The sequence below is a fragment of the Myxococcus xanthus genome (assembly GCF_006402735.1).
GTDB classification, from domain to species: domain Bacteria; phylum Myxococcota; class Myxococcia; order Myxococcales; family Myxococcaceae; genus Myxococcus; species Myxococcus xanthus_A.
In genome coordinates this window covers 1069781-1094880 of sequence record NZ_CP017174.1, presented here as the reverse complement: position 1 = coordinate 1094880, position 25100 = coordinate 1069781, and the positions used below count along the sequence as shown (strand labels likewise).

Sequence of the window (25100 nt, the reverse complement as noted above, 5' to 3'; positions counted from 1 at the left end):
CGCTACGGCAAGACTACGGGCGATTCTGAGCGTTGCGCACCTGGTTCCAGATGGCCACCAACTCTTCCGACGACTCCGCGTACTGCGCGCCGAGCGAGAAAATGGCCTTCAGGTGCTCGCGAGCCCCCAGCCCGCCGACGACCACGGGAAAGGGCGCGCAGGCCCGGAGCGCGTCTTCCAGGACGGACGCGAACTCCTCCGGCGCACGGGCGCGCACGAAGGACAGCGCCACCACGTCCGGCCGCACCTGCACGCAAGCCCCCTGCAGCGCCGCCGCCGGGGTGTCCGCGCCCAGCATCGTCACCCGCCACCCCTTGCGCTTGAGGTGGATGCCCAGCACCAGCAGGCCGCCTTCATGGTGGTCCCCCGCCGGACAGGCGAGCAGGGCACGGGGGCCGGCAGGCGTGGGGAGCAGGGTGTCATACACCTGCCGCAGGCGCTGGCGGATGAGGGCGGAGGCCAGGTGCTCCCGCGCGACGTCCAGCCGCACGCCCATCTCCCGCAGCAGGGGCAGCAGGAAGCAGTCACAGTAGGCCTCCACCTCCATGACGGTCTGCGCGTCATCCAGCACGCGCGTCACCTCGTCCCCTTCCAGGGCCCCCACGGAGGACCAGAAGCGCTCGCTCAGGCGCTCGGCTTCGGGCTGCTCACGCGGCGGCTCCGTCTTCACCTGGGCGATGGCCTCGCTCACCGACAGGCCTTCCTCCTGGATGAGCCGGGCCACACGGCGGACGGCATCCACCTCCTCGCGCGAATAGACGCGGTAGTTGTTGCCCTCGCTGCGCAGCGGGCGCGGGAAGCCGTAGCGCCGCTCCCAGGCGCGCAGCGTCGCCTCGCGGATGCCCGTCATGCGCGCGATGGTGCGGATGCGCAACGTCATGACGCCAGCCCCCGGGCCGCGTCCCAGCGCTCCGCCACGCCTCGCGCACCGGACACCCTGCGCGTGAAGCCCTCCATGGACGTCACCGCCGCCAGTCGCCGCACCACCGTCTCCAATCCCTCCTGGAAGACGGACATGTCGCCGGGCGAATGCGGGGTGCCCACCTCCAGCAACACGTCTGGACGTTCGTGCTCGAAGAAGCCGTAGCGCACCGCAATGGGCAGGCACTCCACCTTCGACACCCGCGCCAGCAGCTCCACGCCCCGCTCCAGTCGCAGTGGGAGCACGCCGAAGGGGCGGTGCTCGCCCTCCGGGAAGACGAACACCACCGCGCGGGGCCTGCGCAGCAGCTCCTTCGCGTAGCGCAGCGACGCCACCGGTGACGTCGCGTCCTTGCGCCGGATGCTGAAGGCGCCAATGCGTGTGAGGAAGCGATAGCGGCGCAGGTTCTCCTCATCCATGAGGCAGTAGCCGTCCCAACCCGCCGTCTGGCAGAGCTGGTTGAGCACGAAGCCGTCCCACCAGTTGGAGTGGTTCAGGTACACCAGCCGGCCCGGACCTCCCACCGGCAGCGTCCCACGCACCCACAATCCCCGGAACGCCGAGCGGAACTTCCATCCGATGTACCGGTCCCACGCCCAGCCCAGCGGGCCACCTTTCGCCGCGTGAATCACGACGCCCGGGCCTCCCCCAGCAGCGACACCAACCCGGTGAACAGCGCCAGGCCCAGCGACACCAACACGCTGGTAATCACGAAGAAGAGCAGCTCTTCCAGCGGCACCACGCCCAGGTACACGCCCAGGTGCTTGCCTTCACCGAAGTTCCAGATGCCGGTGGAGATGGCCAGGTGGTCCGCGATGGACAGGTACAGCCCCATGATGAAAGCCGGCGGCAGCACCGCCTTGAGCACCGCCCCGGAGCGTTCCTTGTAGTGGCGCACCAGCACCACCAACTGGAAGGCGATGACCGGCAGCGTCCAGCCCAACAGGTGGATGAGGTATGCCCACTTCGTCTCCATCATGGCGCCACCTCCCGAGCCGTCAGCGCACCGTCGCGGCGCTCACCCGTCTCCGCCGCGGGCCGAGTCGCCTGGGCATCCGGCGCCAACGCACGCGCCAGCCGGGCCCGGGCCCACAGCCCCACCAGCAGCGTCTGCAGGCCGAAGAAGAGGTACTCCTCCAGAGGCAGGTACCCCAGCTTGATGCCCCAGATGCGCTCGGGGTCGAAGCCCCACAGGCCCCACTTCACCGCCAGGTTGTCCCAGGGCGACGTCGCCGCGTACACGACGATGAGCAGGAGCCCCATGGGCGCCAGGCTCCTGGCCGTGAAGGTGCGGCGGTAGCGCCACGCCAGGAAGAGAATGGGCACCACCACGAACAACCCAAGGAATCGCGCGTACGTCATCCCGGTCCTCCACTCAGCTCCGGAGCCACCCGTACCATTTGACCTCCGGGGCGCAACGCATAGGTCTGCCCCCGCCACGTCACCGTGCCCTGCTGCCACAGCGAGCGCAGGAAAGCAGCCAGCAAGAGCGCTTCGCCCAACAACCAGTCCGTCACCGCGTAGGCCCTCCCCGCGTCCGCCACCGGCGCGTGGAGCCCGGCCAACCGAAGCGACAGCAAGGTCCGCACGGCCACCAGTCCCGCCACCGAGCCCGCCAGCACCGGCGACCCCAGCGCCGCGGCCAGCACCGTCAGCGGCAGCGTCGGCGTGAAGAGCAGCGGCACCGTGGGATACAGCGCGGGCCGGTGACTGGCCAGTACCTGCATCCAGCGCGTGAAGCGCGACAGGGGCGCCGCCCAGGGCACCTCGGCGTCCAAAGGCACCACCGCCGGGGCGCTGCTCAGCACCACGTCCAGTCCCTGGGCGTGAAGACACTTGGCCAACTCCAGGTCCTCGCCAATGTGGTCCGCGAGCCGCCGCAGCGATTCCACGGCCACGGGAGACAAGCCCAAAGCCTTGCCACACACGGCCTTGGCGCCCGCGCTCATCGCATCCAGGGCCCGGAAGCTGTGGTGTGTGTAACGCAGAAGGCCCGCCATGGCCCGGCTCGCGCCGTCCCGAGGCCCCACTGGCAGCGGCGCCGCGGTGCTCAGTGCGGCGCCCGCGGCCACCGGCACGGCCAGTCCCTCCACCAGCGCGCCCGTCACCGCCACGTCCGCGTCCACCGACAGCACCACCCGGTCACCCACGGGCAACACGTCCAGCGCATACAGCAGGTGTCCCACCTTCCGGTTGGGCGTCAACGGATCGCTGGGAAGCCACCGCACGCCCGGGGCGAGCCGGGGACGGTAGGGCGACACCACCACCTGGTCCAACGGCCCGGCGTAGTCGATGGACTGCGCCAGATTCTCCAGCTCTCGAGGCGTGGGCGCGTCCACCGGGCGCAGCAGCAACACTGGCGGCAGCGCGCCGGGCTGGGGAGCGGCGCCAGCCCGCGCGCGCGACAGACGCACGCACGCCACCGCGCTGAAGCCCGTGGCCACGGTGCACCACACCAGGGACGCGAGGACGAGCGCGCTCATGCCGCCCGTCCCATGCGCGTGCGGAAATGCGCCATCCAGCGGATGAAGGGCGAGTGGAAGCGACGGAAGTCCGCCACCTCGCCCAGGGAGTCCAGAGGCCCCTGGCGCGCCTCCAGCCGTGCGTAGAAGGGCGACGACTCCAGCAGCTTCGGCTGTCCCACCACCACGTTGCCCGCGTGCAGGCGTGACGGCACGCGCAGGCCCCAGCTGGTGATGTGGGTGGGCCGCGCCTCCACCAACGCGGGGCCCCGTTCGCAGCGCACTCCGCGCGCGCCCGCCACCACTCGCAGCGGCGCGACACCTTCAGGCAGGTGGTAGTCCACCACCGTCTCGTCCTCGCGGTGCGTGCGAGCCCAGTGCCACCCCGACAACCGCGCGCCCAGCAACTCTCCGCCGTGGTTGGTGTCGTGGTAGCCCAGGCCACTCGCCTCGATGCCCAGCGAGGACACCTCCAGCCGTGCCTGCGAACGAGGCGCCAGCGCCTGCCAGTAGTGCGGCAGCCCAGGCATGAGCTGCACCACCTCGCCCACGGGCGTCATCGGCTCCAGCGTCAGGCCCGCGCGCACGGGCCGACCCCACGGCGCCGTCCAGTCGTCCACGGCCATCCGCACCGTGCCGTCCCCCTCGTACGACAGCGTGGAGCGGCCGATACGCAGCCGGCCCGGGGCCTCCAGCTCCGCGCGCGCGTACTCGCTGAGGACCCACAGCCGCCGCACGCCCTCGTGGTACAGCGCGAAGTTCACCGCGCTGTGCTCCAGCGGCCGTCCGCCCCGCCGCGCCGCCACCGAGTACCGGGGCGAGAACAGCGAGCCCAGCATGAAGATGCACACCGCGCTGTAGGGCCCCGCGGTGACGTCCGCATAGAACCAGCGGTAGGTGCCCGCCGCGTCCGGCAGGGCGGCGAGTTTCGCCAGGCGCATCATGCGTCCCTCCGGAGGTGCTGCGACGCCAGCTCCGCGGCGAAGCGACCGGACAACATCACCAGCGGCACGCCGCCGCCTGGATGCGTGCCACCGCCCGCGAAGAACAGGCCCGGCGTGTTGCCGCGGATGCGCGGCCGGCGGAAGGGGCCGAACTTCCCGTGCGGCAGGAAGCCGTAGATGGAGCCGCCCGGGGCTCCCTGCGCGGCCAGGTCCACCGGCGAGCGCTGGCCGATGACACGCACGCGCCCCTTGAGCGCCGGGTAGTGCCGGCACAGGCGCTCCAGCATCTGCGCCTTCACGCGCTCGGCGCCTGCTTCCCAGTCGCGGGTGGCATGCTCCGCGCCGCGCGCGTCCACGGGCAGCGCGGGCGCGTTGACCATGACGAACAACCCGGTGCGGCCCGGAGGCACCATGCTCTCGTCGGTGGCGGAGGGGTTGCAGAAGTACACCGTCGGGTCGGACGCGAGCTGCCCGCCGAACAGCTCGTCGAACTCGCGCCGGTAATCACCGCCGAAGAGCACCGTGTGGTGCGGTAGAGCGATGCGGCCCTCCACCTCCAACAGCAACACGAAGCCAGACAGCGCCAGCGGCTCCTCCGCGCGAGCGAGCCGCTCCAGCGGGTCCGCGTTCACCACCACGCTGTCGAAGCGCTCCATGCCCTCCTGCGGGCCCACCTGGTAGCCCTCTCGCGTGCGCTCGAAGCGAGCCCGCGTGTCCAGGTGGATGCGCACGCCCAGCCGGCGCACGGCCTGCCCCAGCGCATCCACCAGCGCGCCGATGCCGCCGCGGACGTGGTGCACGCCATAGGCATGCTCGATGTGGGGAATCAGCGCGAAGGCCGCGCTGGCCTCGTAGGGTGACGCGCCCGTGTACGTGGCGAAGCGGCCCACGTACTGCCGCAGGTGGTCCGTCTTGAAGTGCCGGGCCGCCAGCTCGTGCAGCGTGCCCATCTTCATCCCCGCCATGACGGCCCCCACGCCGCGCTTCGCCACGCGCGTCATGAAGCCAGCCATGCCCTCGAAGGGGGCTTCCAGGTAGGGCTCGCCCGCGGCCCGCCAGATGGCCTCGGCCTCCGTGTAGAAGCTGCGGATGCCGTCGCGCTCACCCGGGCGGACACCCGCCGCGCTCTCCGCCATCCGCTCCACGTCCTTGTAGGCCGTGAAGTCACACCCGTCCTCGAAGCGGTAGGCGCACTGCGGCTCCAGCTCCGTGAAGCGCGGCAGCAGGTCCTCGGCGCCCAGTTGCTGGAAGGTGCCACGCACCAGGTGCGGCAGCGTCAGCAACGTGGGCCCCGTGTCCAGGGTGATGCCATTCACGGTGACGGCCTGGGCCTTGCCGCCCAGCGAGGTGCCTCGCTCGAACAGCGTCACCTCGTGCCCTTCCTTCGCCAGCAGCCCGGCGGCCGTCAGTCCACCAATGCCGCCCCCCACCACCGCGACGCGGGTGCGCTTCATGCTCCACCTCCCATGCGCCGCCGAAGCTCCGTCTTCATTCCATCGCCACGCATGACGCCCTCACCCGCCCGTCCCGGTGGGAAGCAGCGGCATGCGCACCTCGCCCTGGGGGACGGGCAGCACCGCGGCGGGCCGCACCATGGCCGCGGAAGCCAGCGCGAGCTTGCGGCGCGTCGTCACGTGGGCCCGGGCGCTGAACACGTCGTAGTCGCGCGCTTCGATGTCGCGCAGGATGTCGCCGTAGATGGCGCCCATCAGCCGCACCATCCGCTGACTGCCGAAGCCCGTCAGGTAGCGCACGCCGGCCGCCGCCCGCGCGTAGTACGCCCGCGAGCGCTCCACCTGGAAGCGCATGAAGGACCGCCAGCGCGCGTCCACCTGTCCGCGCCGCAAGTCGTCCTCCGACAATCCGAAGGCGGCCAGCTCCTCGGCGGGCAGGTACACCCGGCCGCGCTCCAGGTCCTCGCGCACGTCGCGGAGGATGTTGGTGAGCTGCATGGCCCGGCCCAGGTCGGCCGCGGGCTCCACCGCCGCCGCGTCCGAGCACCCCAGCACCGGCGTCAGCATCAGCCCCACCACACCCGCCACGCGGTAGCAGTAGAGGTCCAGCTCCGCCCAGGTGGTGTAGCGGTGCTTCGTCAAGTCCATCTCCATGCCGGAGATGAGGTCCTGGAAGGGCTGCTCCGGAATCCGGAAGTGGCGCACCGTGTGCTCGAGCGCGGCGAACTCCCGCGCGTCCCACGGCGTCGCGGCCGCGCTGCCCTTCACCCGGTCCGCGGGCGGACCCAGCTCGCGCGAGGCCAGCTCCGGCATGGGCAGGTACAGCTCCGCCACGCGCTGCCGCGCCCGCGCCAGCCGCACCGGCAACGCATCGGCCGCGCTCACCGCGTCGTCCCCGTCCACCATGTCGTCCAGGCGCCGGCAGAAGGCGTAGAGCGCGAACGCCGCCTTCCGGCGCAGGCCGAAGAGCAGGTACGAGGCGAAGAAGAAGCTCTTGGCGTGATGGCGCGTCACCTGCTTCGCCAGCACATAGCCGCGCTCCACCAGCGCCTTGTCGACAGGCGGGCTCACGCGGCCACCCCTTCCAGCGGCGTGGCGGCGGCCGCCCGAGGCGACAGCGAAACGCCCTGCACATGGGCCCACGTCATCAGCCGCTCCGTCACCAGCCGCGCGGAGATGAGCACCGTGGGCAGCCCCGTTCCCGGCTGCGTGGAAGCACCCACGAAGAAGAGGTTCTTCACCCGCGCGTCCTGGTTGGACGGACGGAAAGGGCCAATCTGCGTGAAGTTCTGGGACAGGCCGAAGGCGCTGCCACGCGCCAGGTTGAAGGTGCCGGCCCAGTCATCGGGGGTGAAGACGCGCTCCACCTCGATGTCCGACTCCAGCGACGGGAAGCCCAGCTCCGCCATGCGCGCGAAGAACTTCGCGCGCACCCTGGGCCCCTCCACCTTCCAGTCCAGGTCCGGGTGCTGGTGCGGCACGGGCACCAGCACGTAGAGCGCATCCTTGCCCTCGGGCGCCAGGGACGCGTCGGTGCGCGTGGGCGCGTTGACGTAGAAGCTGGGGTCCTCCGGCACGCGGAAGCGCTCGAAGATGTCGTCGAAGGAGCCCTTGTAGTCCCGGCCGAACACCACGTTGTGGTGCAAGAGCTCCGGGTAGCGCCGCTTCATGCCCAGGTAGAGCATGTAGCCGCTGGACGTGTAGCGCAGCTTCTCCTTGCGCTTGAGCGTCGTCGCCTTCGAGTCGAGCAGCTTCTCGTACGCATAGGGCAGGTCCGCGTTGCACAGCACCGCGTCCGCCTCCACCACCTCACCGCCCTCCAACCGCACGCCCCGGGTGCGGCCTCCGTCGGTGAGGATTTGCTCCACGGGCGCGCCGTAGTGGAAGCGCACGCCCTCCTCGCGCGCCAGCCGCTCCAGGGCCTGCGGAATGGCATACAGGCCCCCCTTGGGGAACCAGATGCCCACGCCCAGCTCGGAGAAGGGCAGCAGGCCGTACACCGCGGGCGACGCGTAGGGCGACACGCCCAGGTACATCGTCTGGAAGGTCATCGCCGCGCGGAGCCGCTCGTCCTGGAAGAAGCGGCTGACGTCCCCGTACATGCGGCGGTGGGCGCGCACCTGGAAGATGCGCGCGAGCACGCGCGGCGAGAGGTAGTCGCGCAGGCCCGCGTAGTTGCGCCCCACCAGGTGGTCCAGGCTCGTTCGGTACTGGACGCGGCCCTGGGCCAGGAAGGCGAGGTAGCGCGCGTAGCTGCCGGGCTCCACGCGCTCCAGCTCGCGGCCCATGGCGCACAGCTCTGACGTGAAGGTGACATCCGAACCGTCCCGGAAGTGGACCCGATAGTTCGGGTCGCACTTGAGCAGCGTCAGGTAGTCCTCGATGCGGCGGCCCACCGCGCGGAAGGTCTCCTCGAACACCTCCGGCATCAGCACGATGGTGGGGCCCAGGTCCCACGTGAAGCCATCCACCTGCAACCGGTTGCAGCGCCCGCCCGGTCCCTGCGTCTTCTCGAAGACCTGGACGTCGAAGCCCTGGTGCGCCAGCCGGGCGGCGGCGGCCAGCCCGCCCACGCCCGCGCCCACCACCACGATGCGCCTGCCTTGTGTCGATGCACTCATGGCGTCCTCAGGCGGCGCGGTGGGCCAGCCGGGCGATGAGCGCGTCGAGCAGCTCTCTCACACCGTTGGGATTGGGCAGCGACTGCAACGAGCGGCGGGCGGCCCGGGAGGCGCGCACCACCATGCGCTCACACGCGGCCCGGCCTCCGCAGGACTCCACCAGCGCGCGGGCCCGCGCCAGCGCCGCGGCGTCCTTCTGCTCCACCGGCAGCGACCACAGCGCCTCCAGCTCCATGCGCTCGGCCTCGGTGGCGCGCGCGAAGGCGGCCAGCACTGGAAAGGTTCGCTTGCCTTGGAGGAAGTCGCCGTCAGCGGCCTTGCCAGCGACGTTCGAATCACCAAAAAGGCCCAGCAAATCGTCCCGAAGCTGGTAGGCAAGACCGACGTGACGGCCCACGCGCTCCAACCCCTCCACCAAGCCGCTGCTGGCACCGCCGAGCATGGCCCCGCACACCAGCGGGGCGCAGAAGCCGTAGCGCGCCGTCTTGAGATGCGCCACGCGCAGCGTCTGGAAGAGCGTCACCTCCGCCAGCGGCGCGCGGCCCAGGTCCAGGTCCAGGTACTGCCCGGCCGCCGTGTGACGGCACACGCCCAGGTAGTACTGCACCACGCCCGCGACGCCCGTCAGCCCCGAGCCCAGCATGGCCTCCAGGGCGCGCGCGAAGAGGTGGTCTCCCACCACCACGGCCAGGTCCTCGCCCGCGCGTCCGGGCGCCAGCAGCCGGTGCAGGGACGCGGCGCCCCGCCGCAGCTCCGCCTGATCCGCCACGTCGTCGTGGATGAGGAGGAAGGTGTGCAGCAGCTCCAGCCCAGCGGCGAAGCGCCACAACCCGGAGGGCACCACCGCGCTCCCACGCGCCAGGCAGTGTCCGGCCATCACCAGCGCGGGGCGGAGCCGCTTGGCGGGCCGCAAGGCATAGGCCCGGGCCTGCGTCAGTGCCTGTGTCCAACGAACGTCCAGGCCGGCCTCGTCGGGAAGTTCGAACAACTCCGCCAGCGAGGTCTCCACCTCCGCCTGGACCAGTTGCAGCCAGGCCTGCTCCAGAGGAAGCAGGCCCGTCGGCGGCTGCGCATCGGGAAGCGTGAGTGCCATGCTTCTTTCCTCCGAAGAACCCGTTCCTTTGCGTCCTAGAGGTAGCGTTTGCGTCCAGAGTTTGTCAAGGGTATGTCTAAGGTTTGCGATAACCTTGTACACAGAGGTCCCCTCATGAAGGCGTGGATCGCAGGTGCGCTCTCCATCTCCCTGGCAGCGGGAAGTGCCCTGGGCGCGGCGCCGGCCACGGAGCCGGTGGACGCGACGTTACGCACCTCCGCGGGAAAGGAGGTCCAGCTTTCCAAGTGGCGAGGAAAACCGGTCATCCTGTTCTATGAGGACAAGGACTCGACCAAGCTCAACTCGACCCTGAAGAAGGAGCTGTTCGCCCGGGGTCAGGAGCGCGGAATCCTGGATGCGGCCTGGGTGCTGGCGGTCGCAAACCTTCAGAATTTCGACTTTTTTCCGGCCCGGCAGATTGCCCTCTCCTTCGTCCGGGACGAGGAGAAGAAGGTGGGCGTGCCTATCCTGGTGGATATGGATGGAGCGTTGGGAAAGGCGCCGTGGAAGCTGCCGGTGAAAACGTCCAACATCGTGCTGCTGGATTCCGAAGGGGCCCTGGTCTACCGGCACTCCGGCCGGATGAAGCCGGATGAGCTGACGACCTTCTTCGCCGTCCTGAGCCGCCTGGTGGGCGTGGACCTGAACGCCCCGGCGCCTTCGGAGCCCTCCCCGTGAAGGTGGCCCTCACCGGCGCGAGCGGCTTCCTGGGTCCAGGGCTTGTCCAGGGTTTGTTGGAGCGCGGACATCAGGTCCACATCCTGTCCCGGAACGTTGAACACGCCCTGGCCCGCCTGCCCGCCGGCGTGACGGGAGCGCCCTTCGACGCCGGCTCGCCGCTGCCGCCCGAGGCCCTGGCGGACGCGGAGGCCGTCGTGCACCTGGCGGGCGAGCCGGTGGCCCAGCGTTGGACGCGGGAAGGCAAGCACCGCATCCACGACAGCCGTGTGCTGGGCACGCGCGCGGTGGTGGCGGCGATGCGGGGCGCGGGCACGGTGAGGCGGTTCGTGTCGGCGTCCGCCATCGGCTACTACGGCGGCACGCGCGGCGCGGATCCGCTGACGGAGGAGAGCCCTCCAGGTGACGACTTCCTGGCCCGCGTGTGCGTGGACTGGGAGGCGGAGGCGATGCAGGCGCGCGAGTCCGGTATCGCCACGGCGGTGGTGCGCATGGGCGTGGTGCTGCACCCGGACGGCGGCGCGCTCCACAAGATGCTGCCCCCCTTCCGCGTGGGCGCGGGCGGCCCGGTGGGCAGCGGCGAGCAATTCGTGAGCTGGGTGCACCGCGACGACGCCAGGGATTTGCTCCTCTTCCTGCTGGCCCATCCCCAGGTGGAGGGCATGGTGAACGCCACCGCGCCCACGCCGGTGACGAACGCCTTCTTCGCGCACACGCTGGGCCACGTGCTGGGCCGGCCGTCCATGGTGCGGATGCCGGCGTTCATGCTCAAGGCGGCCCTGGGAGAGATGGCGAAGGTGGTGCTGGAGGGCCAGCGCGTGCTGCCCCAGCGCGCCCATGAGGCGGGCTTCGTGTTCCGGTACACGGAGCTGGAGGGCGCGCTGCGCGACCTGCTGGCTTAGGGTGCGCGGATGGACGCGAAGACACTGGAGGCGCGGGCCCGCGCCGAGGGAACGCCCGTCATCGACTCCGACACCGCCACCTTCGTGTGGCGAGGCCGGGGCCCCATCTGCCTCCAAGGTGACTTCCAGGACTGGCGCGGCAAGCCGCTGCCCCTCAAGCGCGTGGCGCCCGGACTGTGGGCTCGCACGCTGACGCTGCCCGCGGATGCCTACGTCGAATACGCGCTGGAGGACCCGCGCGGCCGGCGCGTGGAGGACCCGCTCAACCGCCACCCCTCCGACAATGGCTTTGGCGGCATCAACCATTCGTTCCACATGCCCCAGGCCCGCTCGTCCCTGCCCGCCCGGCACCCGCGCGGCGCGCCTCGGGGCCGCGTCACCCGGCACGTGGTGGACACAGGAGACGTGGACCTGCCGGGCCAGCGCCGGGTGTACCTGTACGCGCCGCCCACGGACGCGCCGGTGCCCTTGGTGGTGGTGTACGACGGCGAGGACTATCTGCGCCGCGTCCGCCTTCCGGAGCTGGTGGACACCCTGATGGCCGAAGGCCGCATGCGTCCGGTGGCCCTGGCGCTCGTGTGCAATGGCGGCGAGACGCGCAGCATGGAGTACGCCTGCAGCGAGTACACGGTGGGGCTGTTGAAGTGGAAGGTGCTGCCGCTGGCGCGCCAGAAGCTGTCGCTGGTGGACGAGCGGCGCAGCCCCGGTGCCCACGCGGTACTCGGGGCCTCGCTGGGCGGGTTGATGGCGCTCTACACCGGCCTGCGCATGCCGGACGTCTTCGGCCGGGTGCTGTCGCAGTCCGGGGCCTTCGCGGTGGAGGGCCATGACTTCGTCGTCTTCGACCTGGCGCGGCCCCCACCCCGCCGCCCGCTGGATGTCTGGCTTGACTGCGGCCGCTTCGAGGGCTTGCTGGAGGGCAACCGCCGCATCGTTCCCGTGCTCTCAGAAGCCGGGCATCAGGTGGAACTCAGGGAGTACAGCGGTGGGCACAACTACCCTGCGTGGCGTGAAGACCTGGTACACGGCCTGGAGCGCCACTTCCCTCCCCCGCCCGCCAAGCGCCGGGAGTCATTGCGTTTTTCCGGGCGATGACGCGGGCGCGCCCGCCGTGCGGGGACGCTCCGGCGGACGCACGTTAGAGGTGGGACGCAACTGGAGCCGCACCGCGCCCGATAACCTACATGGGAATTCCCGGAGCTCTGTCCGCACCGGGCCCCATCCCTGGAGCCCCCCATGTCTCGCATTGATGGTGGTAACCGTCCGTCCTCGCCCAAGGGCCCGGTGCATGAGCGCGCCAGCGCCCCGGAGCAGCGGCCGGCCTCCGGCACCGCCACCCAGGGGACGAAGGGCGTCCAGGCGCACCGCACGGTGCAGACGTTCCAGGGCCGCAGCGACTTCGAGCCCGACCGGCGCCCCGCCCAGCGCGGGGTAACGGCGCCGCCTCCGCCTCCGGACGCCACTGCCATCGCGGGCGCTGACGCGGAGCTGGAGCTGCTCTCCGAGTTTCCCGACCAGGCGGACGCCCAGGGCGGGCTCGCCTCCGCCATGCTGCACGCGCACGCGAACGAGCCCGCATCGCAGGCCCGCATCGTCGAGCGTCTGAAGCAGGACGGCCGCTTGGAGTCGCTCTTCGGTGAGGTGTTCCGCGAGGGCAATCCCTACGTCGAGCAGCCGCACCGCAACGCCGTCGTGCGCGCGCTGGGGACCGCCATGGCGCGGGGCACGGTGACGTCCGACGACCTGCGCGCCTTCGCTCGCGGCGCCTACGCGCAGGAGTGGCGGCAGATCGGCTCCGAGCTGACGACGCCCCGCCCGCTCACGGAGAAGCCTTAGCGCACGCGCCGGATGCACCCATGAAAGCTCCTCGTCGACGCACCCCCGGCGCGGGTCGCAGGAAAACCATCAGCCGACGCTCCCGCCCGGCCCGGCGCGCGCATGGCACGTACCGGGCCCGGCTCAGGAAACGCCCGCCCAAGAAGTACCGGGTGCGGATGCGGACCGCCCGCCGCACCCTCTGAACAGGCCCTGATGCCCGGCTCAGGGCAGCGCCACCTGCCCGGGTGACGAGCGCTGCCCCGCGGCGCCCAGGCCCAACGTGCCGTAGAGGCTGGAGCCCCAGCTCAGCACCGTGCCGTCGCGCTTCATCGCCAGGGAGAAATCCGCCCCGCCCGACACCACGGTGACGTCCGTCAGCTCCCGCACGCGCAGGGGCTCCGTCCGGTTCGCGTTGTCCCCCAGCCCCAGCTGGCCGTGCGAGTTGCGGCCCCACGTCCACACCGCGCCCTTGAGCCCCACGGCGAACGCGTGGCGAGCCCCCGCGCCCACGGCGGACACCGAGGACAGGCTCGGCACCGGCCGGGGCACCAGGCGCATCCGCGTGCCGCTGGTGCCGTCCCCCAGCTGACCGAACGCGTTGTCGCCCCACGTCCACACGGTGCCGTCGCCCCGCAGCGCCACCGTGTGCGCCGCGCCCGCGCGCACGTCCACCACGCCGTCCACGCCCTTCACCCCCACGCGCGAGTAGCGGGTGGTGCCGGTGCCGTCTCCCAACTGGCCCGACGCGTTGTTGCCCCACGCGGACAGGGTGCCGTCCGAGTGCAGCGCCAGCGAGTAGTGGTCTCCGCCCGCCACGGCCACCACGCCCTCCAGCCCCTCCACCCGGATGGGCAGGGAGCGCGACTCCGCGGTGCCGTCCCCCAGCTGGCCGAACGCGTTGTAGCCCCACGTCCACACCGAGCCATCCGAGCGCACCGCCAGCGCGTGGTAGCCCCCCGAGCCAATGGCCACCACGTCCCCCAGCCCGGCCACCTGCACCGGCCTGGTGCGCGAAGTGGACGTGCCATCCCCGAGCTGACCGAAGCCATTGGCGCCCCACGCCCAGACGGTGCCGTCACTGCGCAGCGCCAGCGAGTGCCAGGCGCCCGAGGACACGGCCACCACGCTCGCCAATCCACGCACCTCCAAGGGCACCGCGCGTCGCGTGGTGGTGCCGTCTCCCAGCTGGCCGAACGCGTTGTCGCCCCACGCCTGCACGGTGCCGTCCGACATTTGCACCACCGCGTGCTGGCCCCAGGCGCGCACGGCACGCACGGGCGGGCGGATTTTCGGCCCGTCGATTTTCACCGCCATCGGCGTCAGCTGCGGGCCTGTCTTCCCATCACCGAGCTGGCCGTACTCGTTGCTGCCCCAGGCGCGGGCGGTACCGTCCAGCAGCACAGCCACGGTGAACTGCTCTCCCGCGGCCACCGCCTCCACGCCTCGCAGCTCCGGCACCTGCCGGGGGTACATCCACGTCGGCGAGGACGAGCCATCCCCCAGCTGCCCCAGCGTGTTGTCGCCCCACGTCCACACCGTGCCGTCGGCGCTCAGCGCCACCACGTGGTGGGTCCCCGCGGACATGGCGCGGATGCCCTTCACGGAGGCCACCTGCTTGGGCACGCTCCGCGCGAGGTTGGTGCCATCGCCCAGCTGGCCGGACGGGTTCGCGCCCCAGGCCCACGCGGTGCCGTCGTCGCGCACCGCCACCGAGAAGGCGCGCCCGGCCGCCACGGACGCCACACGCTCCAGCCCCTTCACGCGCACCGGCGTCAGGCTCGGCTCGGTGCCCCCATCTCCCAACTGGCCCGAGCCATTCGCGCCCCAGGCCCACAACGCGCCGTCCTCGCCCACCGCCAGGGCGTGCGTTTCGCCCACGGCCACGGCCACCACGTTGGAGAGGTGCTCGAGGTGGGCCGGCAGGGCGCGGTCAGTAGTGGTGCCGTCCCCCAGCTGGCCACTGGCGTTGCCGCCCCAGCTCCACACGGAGCCATCCGCGCGCAGCGCCACCGACGCGTCTCCCCCCGCCGCCAGCGCCACCACGCCCCGAAGCCCCTCCACCAGCCCCGGCGTCACGCGCGGGGTGGCGGTGCCATCCCCCAGCTGCCCCCGCCCGTTCGCGCCCCAGGCCCAGACGGTGCCGTCACACGCCAGCGCCAGCGAGTGCCGCAAGCCGCTGGCGACCGAGCGGACACAGGGCACGCCGCGCACGGACACCGGTCCCGCGCGGTGGGTAGAGGTGCCGTCGCCCAGTTGGCCCGAGCCATTCTCTCCCCAGGCCATCACCGTGCCATCGGCGCGTACCATCAGCGTGTGCGCGCGGCCGACGGACAACCGGTCCACGCGGCCAATGCCACGCACCTGCACCGGCAGGGCGCTCCACCCCGCGGCGCCCAGGCCCAGCTGGCCGAAGCGGTTGTAGCCCCACCCGCGCAACGTCCCATCCACGTGCAGCGCGAGCACGTGCAGGTGGCTGGGGTGGAGCGCCTGGATGCCAGTCAGGCCGGGGATGAGGGCGGGCCGCACGCGAGAGGTGAGCGTTCCGTCTCCGAGCTGGCCGTAACCGTTGTAGCCCCACGCGCGCACCGTGCCATCGCCTTGCAACGCCATGGAGTGGGAGCGGCCACCGCTGACGGCGGTGATGCCCTGCAGCCCCGGCACCTGCACCGGACGGAAGCGGTCCGCCCAGGAGCCGTCCCCGAGCTGCCCTTCACCATTGTCGCCCCACGCCCACACCGTGCCGTCGCCGCGCACGGCCAGCGCATGCGCGGAGCCCGCCGCCACGCGGGTGACGTTCGCCAGTCCCTCCACACGCACCGGACTCAATCGCTGAACGCCACCGCCGTCCCCCAGCTGTCCCTCGAAGCCCTCGCCCCACGTCCACACCGTGCCGTCGGACTGCAGGGCCATGGAGAAGTACGAACCGGCGGCCACCGCCACCACCGCACCGAGCCCCGACACGCGCACCGGCGTCAACCGGTCCACCGTCGTGCCGTCCCCCAGCTGTCCCAGCGCGTTGTAGCCCCAGGCCCACACGCTGCCGTCGCTGCGCAGCGCCAGGACGTGACTGCCGCCCGCGGCCACCGCCGTCACCGACGTCAGGCCCGGCACCGCGACGGGCCGGGCGCGGTCCGTGGTGGTGCCGTCCCCCAGCTGTCCGGCGGCGTTGCGCCCCCAGGCCCAGACCGTCCCATCCATGCCCACGGCGAGCGAATGGTGGGCGGCCGAGGCGACGCTGCGAACGCCGCCGAGCCCCTCCACGCGCACCGCGGCGTGGCGCTCGGCGGTGCTGCCATCACCGAGCTGTCCGGAGGTGTTGCGGCCCCAGGCCCAGACGGAGCCATCCCCCAGCGCGGCCAGGGAGTGGAAGCTGCCGGTCGCCATCGACGTCACGCCCGCTAGGCGCATCACCGGCGCGGGCACCACGTGGCGCTCGGAGCCGCCGTGGCCCAGCTGGCCCGACAGGCCTCCGCCCCAGGCCCAGAGCGTGCCGTCTTTTCGCAGGGCCAGCGCGTGCTGCGCGCCGCCCACCACCGAGGCCACCGCATTCAGCCCTGGCACCGGTCCCGGCGTGGCGCGGTCGGTGGTGTCTCCATCGCCCAGTTGGCCGGAGCCATTGGCACCCCACGCGAACACGGCGCCCGCTTCGAGCAGCGCCAGCGAATCCGAGTCCATGGAGGCCACGGCCTTCACCCGCTCGAGTCCCGGCACCTGCATGGGCACGGCGCGGTCATTCCACGTGCCATCACCGAGCTGCCCGGAGGCATTGCTGCCCCACGCCCACACGCCGCCGTCCTTGCCCAGCGCCAGCGCGTGGTAGGTGCCCGCCGTCACCGCGGTGATGCCGCTGAGCTGGGAGACCTTCACGGGAGACAAGCGCTGGGTGAAGGTACCGTCACCCAATTGGCCAGAGCCGTTGGAGCCCCACGCGCGCACCGTGCCGTCCTCGAGCACGGCCAGGGTGAAGTCGAAGCCCGCAGCGAGCGCGACCACGCCATTCAACCCAGGAACCCGCTCGGGCGTGAGCCCCGGCTGGGTGTGTCCCCGGCCGAGCTGTCCGTGGAAGTTCGTCCCCCACGCCCATACCGTGCCGTCCTCGCGCAGCGCCAGCGAGTGGAAGTCTCCGGCGGCCACCGCCACCACGTTGTCCAGGCCGGCCACCCGCATCGGCGTCGCGCGGTCGGTGGTGCTGCCATCACCGAGCTGCCCGGAGCTGTTGCCGCCCCACGTCCACACCGTGCCATCCGCGCCCAGTGCGAGCGAGTGGGCTTCTCCGGACACCACCGACACGATGTCCTCTAGCGCCGCCAGCCGCACCGGCGCCAGTCCCAGGAGGGACGTCTCCGCCCCGCCAAGCTGGCCGGAGCCATTGCCGCCCCAGGCCCACACGTCGCCTCCGGGCGACAGATACAGCGAGTGCTGGGCACCCGCGGCGATGCGCATCGGCGGAGCCGTGACGACCACTCGCTGGGTGCGCGTGGCGTGTGGAGTCTCCGGCATGGCGAGCTCCCCCGAGGGCTCGCAGCCAGCCATCAGCAAGGCGCTCAACAGGCACATCAACAGGCGGCGCGTTCCCGCCATCATGTCAGGGGGCATGGGGGTCTCCTCGATGAGGTGGTGCATGCGCGTCAGCCAGGCGGTTCGCCGTTACACACGCGGCGACCCTTCAGTGGCTTTCGGGCAGGCCGGTGTATGCGGCCAACACGCTGTTACTTGTATCGCGAGAATGGCTCAGGCGCTCTCTTGGCTGCATGCTGCAATCACATGCGACGTGGGTTCGGGTCGCGATTGCCCCAGCTGCGAACACCCCACACGGATTGATGCGATGTCCGTGTACGAGGTGTTCACATTTCTTCACGCCGGATTGCATTGCAGCGCGTCGCGCACGGGTCAGGATGGCGCACTGCATGGACACCGCGCGCTTCATCCTCTTCGCCCTCGTCACCGGCATCGCCACGGTCGCCGTCCACGTCTACCTGTACCGGCGCCTCTTCGCGGCCACGTCGGAGCACCGCGCATGGCGGCGCGTGGGCATGGGCGTCATGACGGTGTTGGGCACACTGCTGGTGCTGTCGTGGGCGGTGACGCGCTTCCTTCCCATGGACTCCACCTTCGCCGTGGCCACGGCGGTGTGGACGTGGATGGGCATGGCCATCTACCTGTTGCTCGCGCTCGGAGTGTTGGCCACGGTGCGCATGGTGGCGGCACGAATGCAGCGCTCGCGCGGCGAGCCGGCGGTGGTGGAGCTGCGCGGTGGCGCACAGGTCGCCGGCACGAGGGCATCGGTGTCCCATGCACATGCGGTGGGTGGATCGGCACAGGCTGGCGGCACGCTGGCGGCGACTGGCACGGAGTCCGTGTCAGTGACTCCGGAAGCCTTGGCGACGAGCGGACACGGCGCGGCGGCGACGGGCACGGAGTCCGTGTCGGTGACTCAGGAGGCCATGGCGCCAGGTGGACACGGCGCGGCGGCGACGCACGCCGAAGCTGCTCCGGTGGCAATGGCGACAGGGGCCGACGGCGCCACGTCCGCGGCCCCGGTGGATGTGGAGCGTCGACGCTTCCTTGCTCGGGCGACAGCCGGCGGAGCGGTGCTGGCCGCAGGTGGTGTGACGGGCTTCGGGATGTGGAGCGCCTTCCATCCGCCGGTAGTGAACGAGGTGGCGGTGAAGCTGCCGGGGCTGCCCAAGGCGCTGGATGGCTTCAGCATCGTCCACCTGAGTGACATCCACGTGGGCCCGGTCATCCGGCGCCGCTTCATGGACGAGTTGGTGCGCCGCTGCAACGCATTGCGCCCCGACCTGGTGTGCATCACTGGCGACCTGGTGGACGGACACGTCGCGTCGCTGGCCCCAGCGGTCTCGGCGCTGTCCGAGCTGAAGTCACGCCACGGCACCTACTTCGTCACGGGAAACCACGAGTACTACTGGAGCGACGCTGCCTGGGCGGAGGCGCTGGAGCAAATGGATGTGCATGTTCTGCGCAACCGCCACGTGCGCATTGGAGATACGGCCGCGTCATTCGACCTGGTGGGCGTGGACGACTGGTCGGCGGGCAAGATGGGGTTCTCGCAAGGCTATGACCTGGCGGCGGCGACGACGGGCCGGGATTCCGAGCGGGCCTCGGTGCTGCTCGCGCATCAGCCGTCGAACTGGAAGGTGGCGGCGCGGGAGGGAATGGGCTTGCAGCTCTCCGGACACACGCATGGGGGACAGTTCTTCCCCTTCACGCTGGCGGTCTCCGCCATCTGGGAGCACGACGCGGGTTTGTTTCACGAAGGAGACCGGCACCTGTATGTCAGCCGGGGAACAGGCTTCTGGGGTCCGCCGCTGCGCGTCGGAGCGCCGCCGGAGATCGTCCGGGTGACACTCCTGGCGTGATGCATAGATTCGGCGGGTATGGCCAGGGAACCCGCCCAACGTGAGCTGAAACAAGAGCGTGCCGCGCGCACGCGCATGGACATTCTGGAAGCGGCCATCCACCTCTTCGCAAGGCGAGGCTTCCTCGCCACGACGATGGCGGACTTATCTCGCGCCATCCGGATGACGCCCGGAGCGCTGTACTGGCACTTCCCCACCAAGGAAGACCTGCTGCTGGCTGCGATTGAAGAGTTGCACCAGCGCTGCGTCCGCGAGTTCCAACTGCTCGGCGGCTACCGCGAACTGCCGGCGCAAGCGCAGTTCCAGGCGATTTCCGAGCGGGCGCATCTGCTCCTGCGCGAGCACCGCGAATACGGAATCTTCTTCGCGATGCTCGCAGCTGAAGCGGCGGATTCGAATGACCAGGTGGCAGAGGCCATCCGCGACAAGCTCGCGATCTACGCGACGACGCTGGAGGACATCATCCGCCATGGGCAGAAGACGGGAGAGTTCCGGCAGGATGTGGATGCGCGCCATACTGCCCACAGCCTGATTGGAGGATTCCTGGGCGTACTCGTGCACCAGAACCTCTTCCGCGCATCCATGGACTTTGACCTACCAGCAGCGATGTTCGGGCGTCTTGTCACGACTGGAGTCATGAATCTGAGGACTTCCCTCATTTAGCGAGTTGAACAGCAGTCGGTCGCTCGGCAGGAGCGTGCGACGACACTAGCGTTTGGGAAAAGAGGCAGGCCACCATGACGCGCAAGGTGGCCATCGACGAAGAGCAGGTGCGGCCGTTCCTGACAAAGGTGTGTGAGGACGACCTGCTACGTCAAACGCATCCTGTCCCTGTCCCAGGCGACGTTGGGGGCGGTGCAGGCCGCCAGCCTCTCGGTGGCGGCGATCGGCAAGGCCTGGGCCAGAGGCGAGGATGTCACCTCAAAGCACGCCGTGAAGCAAGTGGACCGGTTGCTGTCCAATGGGGGCGCGGATGTCTGGAGAACCTTCGGGGCCTGGGGGCCGTTCGTGCTGGCCGAGCGCACGGAGGCCGTCATCGCGCTGGACTGGACAGACTTCGAGAAGGACGACCAGGAGTCACTGGTGGCAAGCCTCGTCACGCGTCATGGAAGAGCGACGCCGCTGGTGTGGACGACGCTGGTGAAATCGGCCTCCGCAGGCAACCGGCAGCTGACCGAGGACCTGGTGCTGCAGCGGCTGCGGGAGTTGATTCCCTCCCATGTGCAGGTGACGGTGCTGGCGGACCGGGGCTTCGCGAATGCGGAGTTCTATGCACCCTTGAAGCAGCTCGACTTCGAGTACGTGGTGCGCTTCCGCGTGGATGTGCTCGTCACCTCCGCGCGAGGAGAAACGAAGCCCGCGGCCGAATGGGGGCCGGACGGGGCCGGGCGAAGCTGCTGAGGGGCGCACGCGTCACCGCGGCGGGGGCACAGGTGGGGGCGGTGGTGTGTGTGAAGAGAAAGGGGATGAAGGAGGAATGGTGCCTGGCCACCAGTTTCGACCAGGCGCCTGCGTGGTCTGCTCCCCAATTTTCGGACCAGTTGAAGAGTGAGAGAGTCCTCGCGGCCAGGAGGTAGGTCGGTCGTGAGGAAGAGCAGGTTTACCGAGGAGCAGATGGTCCGCATCCTGAGGGAGGCGGAGGCGCCTGGGACCAGCGTGGTGGAGGTGGCCCGGAAGCACGGCGTCGCCGAGCAGACGCTCTACCGGTGGCGGCAGAAGTTCGGCGGCATGGAGGCAGGCGACGCGACGCGGCTCAAGGAGTTGGAGAAGGAGAACGCGCGGCTGAAGAAGCTGCTGGCCGAGAGGGACCTCGAAATCGAGGTCATGAAGGAAATCTCCACAAAAAAATGGTGAGCGCGTCCGTCCGTCGCCGGCAGGTGAGGTACGCCGAGGAGCGAGGCGTGTCGCAGCGCCGGGCGTGCGCGCTGTTACAGGTGGCCCGCAGCAGTCTGGGCTACGTCCGTCGCAAGGAGGCGAAGGACGCGGCGCTGGTGGAGAAACTGCGAGGTATCGCTCGGGCACGTCCCCGGTTCGGCTACCGGCGGGCCTGGGCGCCGCTGCGGCGCGAAGGGCCTATGGTCAACGTGAAGCGGGTGCATCGGCTCTGGAGGAAGGAGGGGCTGGCGCTCTCTCGAAGGAGGCCGAGAAAGCGCCTTCGGCTCGGACGGCCGCGGCAGCCCAAGCCCGAGGGCGTCAACTCGGTATGGGCCTGGGACTTCGTGCACGACGCATGCGCCAACGGGCAGAAGCTCAAGTGTCTCACTGTCGTGGACGAGCACAGCCGCGAATGCCTGGCCATCGACGTGGCGGGGCGCATCAGTGCCAGGCGCGTCATCGAGGTACTCTCGCGCCTGGTGGCAGTGCACGGTCCGCCGAAGTACCTCAGAAGCGACAACGGCCCGGAGTTCATCGCCAAGGCCCTGCTAGGGTGGCTGGAGGTCAGCAGCATCCAGACGGCCTACAGCGACCCGGGCAAGCCCTGGCAGAACGGCACCAACGAGAGCTTCAACGGCCGCTTTCGCGACGAGTGCCTGTCCGCGGAGTGGTTTGCCAACAGGAGGGAGGCCGTCGTCCTCATCGAGGCGTGGCGGTACGACTACAACGAGAAGCCTCAGTGGTCACCCAAAACCAGCCAATGAAGGTCCCCTGAAAACCGGCCAATGGGGAGGGCCGAGACGTTGACGCCCGGGTAGGACGTGGAGTCCGCCCGGGGGATGGGCAACGTCTTGAGCGACGAGAAGAAGCAGCAGGTCATCGCCCTGGGGCGGTTGGGTTGGAGTCTGAGACGTATCGAGGATGCGACGGGGGTGCGCCGTGAGACGGCCAGCGGCTACCTGAAGGCCGCGGGCGTGGGCATCCGTCCACCGCGCCGGTGGGGCAAGTCAAAACCGGCCAATGAGGGGACCACCGAGGCGAGTGAGCCGGAGGCCGAGGCCGCCGGAGCAAAACCGGCCAATGAGGGGACCACCGACTCCATGCCGCGCAGCCGAGCCGGAGTCCGGCACGTATCGGCGAGCATCGTCGCGCCCTACGTCGAGCTGGTGCGGCAGCGGCTGGAGGTGGGCCGCAACGGGCGCGCCATCTACGAGGAGCTCGTCGACACGCAGGGCTACACGGGCAGCTACATTAGCGTGCGCCGCTTCGTCCGGGCGTTGCGCGACAGCCAGGGCCCGGAGGCCAAGGCCGTCATCCACACAACGCCGGGCGAGGAAGCGCAGGTGGACTATGGGGAGGGGCCCATGGTGCGCCACCCGGAGACGGGGAAATACCGGCGCACGCGCATGTTCGTCATGACGCTGGGCTACAGCCGCAAGTCAGTGCGGCTGTTGTGCTGGAAGTCCTCCAGCCGCGCGTGGGCGCAGTTGCACGAGGAGGCCTTCCGGCGGCTGGGAGGCGTGACGCGCACGGTGGTGCTGGACAACCTGCGTGAGGGGGTGCTTTCGCCCGACGTCTACGAGCCGGCCCTCAATCCGCTCTTCCGGGACGTGCTGGCCCACTACGGGGCCACGGCCCTGCCGGCCCGAGTCCGCCACCCGGACAGGAAGGGGAAGGTGGAGTCTGCGGTGGGCCACGCGCAGCGCACGCCGCTGAAGGGCCTGCGCTTCGAGTCGCTGGAGGCCGCCCAGGTCTACCTCGACGCGTGGGAGGCGAAGTGGGCGGACACCCGAATCCACGGCACCACCAAGCGCCAGGTGGCCGCCATGTTCGGCGAGGAGCGCCCATGGCTGCTGGCCCTGCCCGTGGAGCCCTTCCGCTACTACGCCTACGGTGAGCGAGTGGTGCACCTGGACGGGCACGTCGAGGTGGACGGCGCGTACTACTCGGTGCCCCCGGGACACATCGGCCGCAAGCTGCACGTGCAGTGGGACAGCCTCCACGTCCGCCTGCTGCTGCCCGCTACGGGGCAACTGCTCCGGGAGCACACCCGGGCCCCTCGCGGCCACCACCGCACACGCGAGGAGGACAGGCCTTCCCACGCGCCGCGCACCACCGTGCAACTTCTCGAGCGCGCCGCCAGGGCCGGACGCGGCGTCGCCGCCCTTTGCGCCGAGGTGCACCGCCGAGAAGGAGAGGTGGGCACCCGCCGCATCCTGGGCGTGCTGTCCCTGGTGAAGAAGCACGGCGCCGCTGCCCTGGACGACGCCTGCGAGGTGGCTCTCGAGGTGGGCGTCCCCACCTACCGCTTCGTGCGCCGCTACCTCGAAAGACGCACGCCCACTCCCGTCACCCTGCGCCAGGTCGACCCGCTCATCCGCGAGCTCACCCACTACCGCGACGTCATCGTCCGTCTGACTCAACCCACCCCTCACCCAGGAGACACCGAGACATGAATCTCGTCGAAATCACCCGCGCCCTCACCACCTTGCGCCTGTCCGGCATGGCCCAGGCCGTCGAGGCCCGCATCCTCCAGGCGCAAGCCGAGAAGCTCGCTCCACTCGACTTCCTCTCCGCCCTCGTCAACGACGAGTTGACTCGCAGAAGCGACAGCTTCATCCAACGCCGCCTCAAGCAGGGCGCCTTCCGCGACGCGGGCAAGACGCTCGACGGCTTCGACTTCGACTTCAACAAGAAGATGAATCGCCGCCTCGTCTTCGAGCTGGCCACCGGCGGCTTCGTGGAGCGGCGCGAGGACGCGCTCTTCCTTGGCCCTCCAGGCACCGGCAAGAGTCACATCGCCCAGGCCCTCGGCCGCGCCGTCATCCAGTCCCAGGGCCATCGCGTCCTCTACCGCGAGGCGCACCACCTGCTCGAGGAGCTCGCCGAAGCAAGCCTCGAAGGCACCCGACGCCAGAAGCTCGATGCGCTCACCGGCGCGCCTCTGCTCATCATCGATGACCTCGGCATGCGCAAGCTGCCGGCCACCGCCGCCGAGGACCTGCTCGAGCTCATCATGCGCCGCTACGAGAAGGCTTCCACCCTCATCACCTCCAACCGGCCAGTGGAGGACTGGGGGAAGCTCTTGGGGGACAACGCCGCCGTGGCCGCCATGCTCGACCGTCTGCTGCACCATGCCCACGTCGTCCAATTCGGTCCCCGCAGCTGGCGCACCAAGGGGGCCATGGAGTTGCGGACCTCCGAGTCCGCGGGGTAGGAGTCCTCCTGTCTCGGTCCTCTCCCTTTGGCCGGTTTTGAAGGGACCCTCTTTGGCCGGTTTTCACGTGACCATTGAGGCTCTCCCGGCGCTTCTGCTTCGCGGCCTCGGCCCGGGCCGCCGTCGAGTCCGCGTCCCCTCGCAGCTCGGCAGCCACTGTCGGCAACTTCTCCGCCCTGCGGCCGAAGACGTGACGCTGCAGGGCCGCCAACTGCCCCTTGAGTGCGTCCACCTCCCCGCCGATACGGCTCACCTCGGCCTTGAGTTCCTCCGCCTCCTCGCGCCAGGGGCAGAAGTGGTCTTGAGGGAGCTCTCGAGGCACCCAGCTTCAACATGCCTCCGCCACGCTGCGTCCCGGGCCCGGCGCGTCAGGTGCCCGTGCGCCCGGGAGGCGTCCAGGCAGGCTGGCGCCTCACCTGCGCCACGTCAATGCCGTCCAGCAGCATCGCCAACTGCGTGGCGTCCAGGTGCACCACCTGCGCGCCCGCGTCCACCGGTGGTAGGCGGAAGCGGCCCGTCTCCAGCCGCTTGTACAGCAGCACGAAGCCGCCTCGACTCCACGTCAGCACCTTGACTCTGTCGCCCATGCGCGAGACGAAGGCGAAGAGGTGCCCCGAGTAGACGTCCTCGCCCCATGCGCTGCGCACCAGTGCCATCAGGCCGTCAATCGACTTACGCATGTCCACCGGCTCTGTCGCCAGCACCACGCGCACCGAGGCTGGAAGGGCAAACAC

Annotated in this window: 21 protein-coding genes and 1 pseudogene; 10 read left to right on the top strand and 12 right to left on the bottom strand. The window is 70.4% G+C overall.

Annotated elements, in window-relative coordinates:
• Nucleotides 1-13: 13 nt before the first annotated feature.
• The 10 genes from BHS09_RS04770 to BHS09_RS04725 are packed head-to-tail and all read right to left on the bottom strand — an operon-like array spanning nt 14 to nt 9496.
• A complete protein-coding gene (locus tag BHS09_RS04770; RefSeq protein ID WP_140787666.1) occupies nt 14-880 on the bottom strand; it encodes a MerR family transcriptional regulator in 867 nt (288 codons plus the stop codon).
• Nucleotides 877-1554 carry a lysophospholipid acyltransferase family protein gene (locus tag BHS09_RS04765; protein WP_140797287.1) on the bottom strand — a complete coding sequence of 226 codons (678 nt, stop codon included), beginning with the start codon at nt 1552-1554 and terminating at the stop codon, nt 877-879. Before BHS09_RS04765 ends, BHS09_RS04770 begins: the two co-directional genes overlap by 4 nt.
• Nucleotides 1551-1901 carry a lycopene cyclase domain-containing protein gene (locus tag BHS09_RS04760; RefSeq protein WP_140787662.1) on the bottom strand — a complete coding sequence of 117 codons (351 nt, stop codon included), beginning with the start codon at nt 1899-1901 and terminating at the stop codon, nt 1551-1553. Before BHS09_RS04760 ends, BHS09_RS04765 begins: the two co-directional genes overlap by 4 nt.
• Complete coding sequence (locus tag BHS09_RS04755) at nt 1898-2284, bottom strand: lycopene cyclase domain-containing protein (RefSeq protein WP_140797286.1); 387 nt, start codon at nt 2282-2284, stop codon at nt 1898-1900. Before BHS09_RS04755 ends, BHS09_RS04760 begins: the two co-directional genes overlap by 4 nt.
• The gene (locus BHS09_RS04750; protein WP_140797285.1) at nt 2281-3405 is read right to left on the bottom strand and encodes a glycosyltransferase; all 1125 of its coding nucleotides are present in this window, start codon (nt 3403-3405) and stop codon (nt 2281-2283) included. Before BHS09_RS04750 ends, BHS09_RS04755 begins: the two co-directional genes overlap by 4 nt.
• Nucleotides 3402-4328 (bottom strand): carotenoid 1,2-hydratase, encoded by a 927-nt coding sequence (locus BHS09_RS04745; protein ID WP_140797284.1) that lies wholly within the window; start codon nt 4326-4328, stop codon nt 3402-3404. The genes BHS09_RS04750 and BHS09_RS04745 overlap by 4 nt, the downstream gene beginning before the upstream one ends.
• The gene (locus BHS09_RS04740; RefSeq protein WP_140797283.1) at nt 4325-5782 is read right to left on the bottom strand and encodes a phytoene desaturase family protein; all 1458 of its coding nucleotides are present in this window, start codon (nt 5780-5782) and stop codon (nt 4325-4327) included. Before BHS09_RS04740 ends, BHS09_RS04745 begins: the two co-directional genes overlap by 4 nt.
• 60 nt (nt 5783-5842) lie before the next feature.
• Nucleotides 5843-6853, bottom strand: coding sequence for a phytoene/squalene synthase family protein (locus tag BHS09_RS04735; RefSeq protein ID WP_140797282.1), 1011 nt, complete (start codon nt 6851-6853; stop codon nt 5843-5845).
• The gene (locus BHS09_RS04730; protein ID WP_140797281.1) at nt 6850-8403 is read right to left on the bottom strand and encodes a phytoene desaturase family protein; all 1554 of its coding nucleotides are present in this window, start codon (nt 8401-8403) and stop codon (nt 6850-6852) included. The genes BHS09_RS04735 and BHS09_RS04730 overlap by 4 nt, the downstream gene beginning before the upstream one ends.
• A 7-nt stretch (nt 8404-8410) precedes the next feature.
• The gene (locus BHS09_RS04725; protein WP_140787648.1) at nt 8411-9496 is read right to left on the bottom strand and encodes a polyprenyl synthetase family protein; all 1086 of its coding nucleotides are present in this window, start codon (nt 9494-9496) and stop codon (nt 8411-8413) included.
• A gap of 114 nt (nt 9497-9610) precedes the next feature.
• Here BHS09_RS04725 and BHS09_RS04720 point away from each other — a divergent pair, with 114 nt between their 5' ends.
• From BHS09_RS04720 to BHS09_RS04705, 4 genes are all read left to right on the top strand, one after another.
• Complete coding sequence (locus BHS09_RS04720; protein ID WP_174258647.1) at nt 9611-10174, top strand: peroxiredoxin family protein; 564 nt, start codon at nt 9611-9613, stop codon at nt 10172-10174.
• A complete protein-coding gene (locus BHS09_RS04715; RefSeq protein ID WP_140787644.1) occupies nt 10171-11076 on the top strand; it encodes a TIGR01777 family oxidoreductase in 906 nt (301 codons plus the stop codon). The genes BHS09_RS04720 and BHS09_RS04715 overlap by 4 nt, the downstream gene beginning before the upstream one ends.
• 9 nt (nt 11077-11085) lie before the next feature.
• Entirely contained in the window at nt 11086-12171 is a 1086-nt protein-coding gene (locus BHS09_RS04710; RefSeq protein WP_140787642.1) for an alpha/beta hydrolase-fold protein, read from the top strand.
• 141 nt (nt 12172-12312) lie between these two features.
• On the top strand, nt 12313-12912 hold the full coding sequence (locus BHS09_RS04705) for a hypothetical protein (protein ID WP_140787640.1): 600 nt from the start codon (nt 12313-12315) through the stop codon (nt 12910-12912).
• Nucleotides 12913-13116: 204 nt separating this feature from the next.
• Here BHS09_RS04705 and BHS09_RS04700 read toward each other — a convergent pair whose 3' ends face one another.
• On the bottom strand, nt 13117-17490 hold the full coding sequence (locus BHS09_RS04700; protein ID WP_237080190.1) for an RCC1 domain-containing protein: 4374 nt from the start codon (nt 17488-17490) through the stop codon (nt 13117-13119).
• A gap of 311 nt (nt 17491-17801) precedes the next feature.
• On the opposite strand from BHS09_RS04700, the gene BHS09_RS04695 reads away from it, so the two are divergent.
• From BHS09_RS04695 to istB, 6 genes and pseudogenes are all read left to right on the top strand, one after another.
• On the top strand, nt 17802-19274 hold the full coding sequence (locus BHS09_RS04695; RefSeq protein ID WP_140797278.1) for a metallophosphoesterase: 1473 nt from the start codon (nt 17802-17804) through the stop codon (nt 19272-19274).
• 18 nt (nt 19275-19292) lie between these two features.
• Nucleotides 19293-19937 (top strand): TetR/AcrR family transcriptional regulator, encoded by a 645-nt coding sequence (locus BHS09_RS04690; protein WP_140787633.1) that lies wholly within the window; start codon nt 19293-19295, stop codon nt 19935-19937.
• A gap of 132 nt (nt 19938-20069) precedes the next feature.
• Nucleotides 20070-20675, top strand: coding sequence for a hypothetical protein (locus BHS09_RS04685; protein ID WP_140787631.1), 606 nt, complete (start codon nt 20070-20072; stop codon nt 20673-20675).
• Between the two features lie 183 nt (nt 20676-20858).
• Nucleotides 20859-21883 (top strand): annotated as a pseudogene (locus BHS09_RS04680) (IS3 family transposase); the annotation flags it as partial.
• A 105-nt stretch (nt 21884-21988) separates the two neighbouring features.
• Nucleotides 21989-23605 (top strand): IS21 family transposase, encoded by a 1617-nt coding sequence (istA, locus tag BHS09_RS04675; protein WP_140793108.1) that lies wholly within the window; start codon nt 21989-21991, stop codon nt 23603-23605.
• Nucleotides 23602-24366, top strand: coding sequence for an IS21-like element helper ATPase IstB (gene istB / locus BHS09_RS04670; protein WP_140787629.1), 765 nt, complete (start codon nt 23602-23604; stop codon nt 24364-24366). Before istA ends, istB begins: the two co-directional genes overlap by 4 nt.
• A 368-nt stretch (nt 24367-24734) precedes the next feature.
• On the opposite strand, the gene tnpB is transcribed toward istB, so the two are convergent.
• On the bottom strand, nt 24735-25100 hold the full coding sequence (gene tnpB, locus BHS09_RS04665) for an IS66 family insertion sequence element accessory protein TnpB (RefSeq protein ID WP_140797277.1): 366 nt from the start codon (nt 25098-25100) through the stop codon (nt 24735-24737).

Coding starts and splice junctions, on each gene's coding strand:
- istB (WP_140787629.1), top strand. CDS start 23,602: ATGAATCTCGTCGAAATCACCCGCGCCCTCACCACCTTGCGCCTGTCC.
- BHS09_RS04730 (WP_140797281.1), bottom strand. CDS start 8,403: ATGAGTGCATCGACACAAGGCAGGCGCATCGTGGTGGTGGGCGCGGGC.
- BHS09_RS04745 (WP_140797284.1), bottom strand. CDS start 4,328: ATGATGCGCCTGGCGAAACTCGCCGCCCTGCCGGACGCGGCGGGCACC.
- BHS09_RS04710 (WP_140787642.1), top strand. CDS start 11,086: ATGGACGCGAAGACACTGGAGGCGCGGGCCCGCGCCGAGGGAACGCCC.
- BHS09_RS04770 (WP_140787666.1), bottom strand. CDS start 880: ATGACGTTGCGCATCCGCACCATCGCGCGCATGACGGGCATCCGCGAG.
- BHS09_RS04750 (WP_140797285.1), bottom strand. CDS start 3,405: ATGAGCGCGCTCGTCCTCGCGTCCCTGGTGTGGTGCACCGTGGCCACG.
- BHS09_RS04690 (WP_140787633.1), top strand. CDS start 19,293: ATGGCCAGGGAACCCGCCCAACGTGAGCTGAAACAAGAGCGTGCCGCG.
- BHS09_RS04740 (WP_140797283.1), bottom strand. CDS start 5,782: ATGAAGCGCACCCGCGTCGCGGTGGTGGGGGGCGGCATTGGTGGACTG.
- BHS09_RS04760 (WP_140787662.1), bottom strand. CDS start 1,901: ATGATGGAGACGAAGTGGGCATACCTCATCCACCTGTTGGGCTGGACG.
- BHS09_RS04725 (WP_140787648.1), bottom strand. CDS start 9,496: ATGGCACTCACGCTTCCCGATGCGCAGCCGCCGACGGGCCTGCTTCCT.
- istA (WP_140793108.1), top strand. CDS start 21,989: ATGGGCAACGTCTTGAGCGACGAGAAGAAGCAGCAGGTCATCGCCCTG.
- BHS09_RS04695 (WP_140797278.1), top strand. CDS start 17,802: ATGGACACCGCGCGCTTCATCCTCTTCGCCCTCGTCACCGGCATCGCC.
- BHS09_RS04720 (WP_174258647.1), top strand. CDS start 9,611: ATGAAGGCGTGGATCGCAGGTGCGCTCTCCATCTCCCTGGCAGCGGGA.
- BHS09_RS04700 (WP_237080190.1), bottom strand. CDS start 17,490: ATGCCCCCTGACATGATGGCGGGAACGCGCCGCCTGTTGATGTGCCTG.
- BHS09_RS04755 (WP_140797286.1), bottom strand. CDS start 2,284: ATGACGTACGCGCGATTCCTTGGGTTGTTCGTGGTGGTGCCCATTCTC.
- BHS09_RS04705 (WP_140787640.1), top strand. CDS start 12,313: ATGTCTCGCATTGATGGTGGTAACCGTCCGTCCTCGCCCAAGGGCCCG.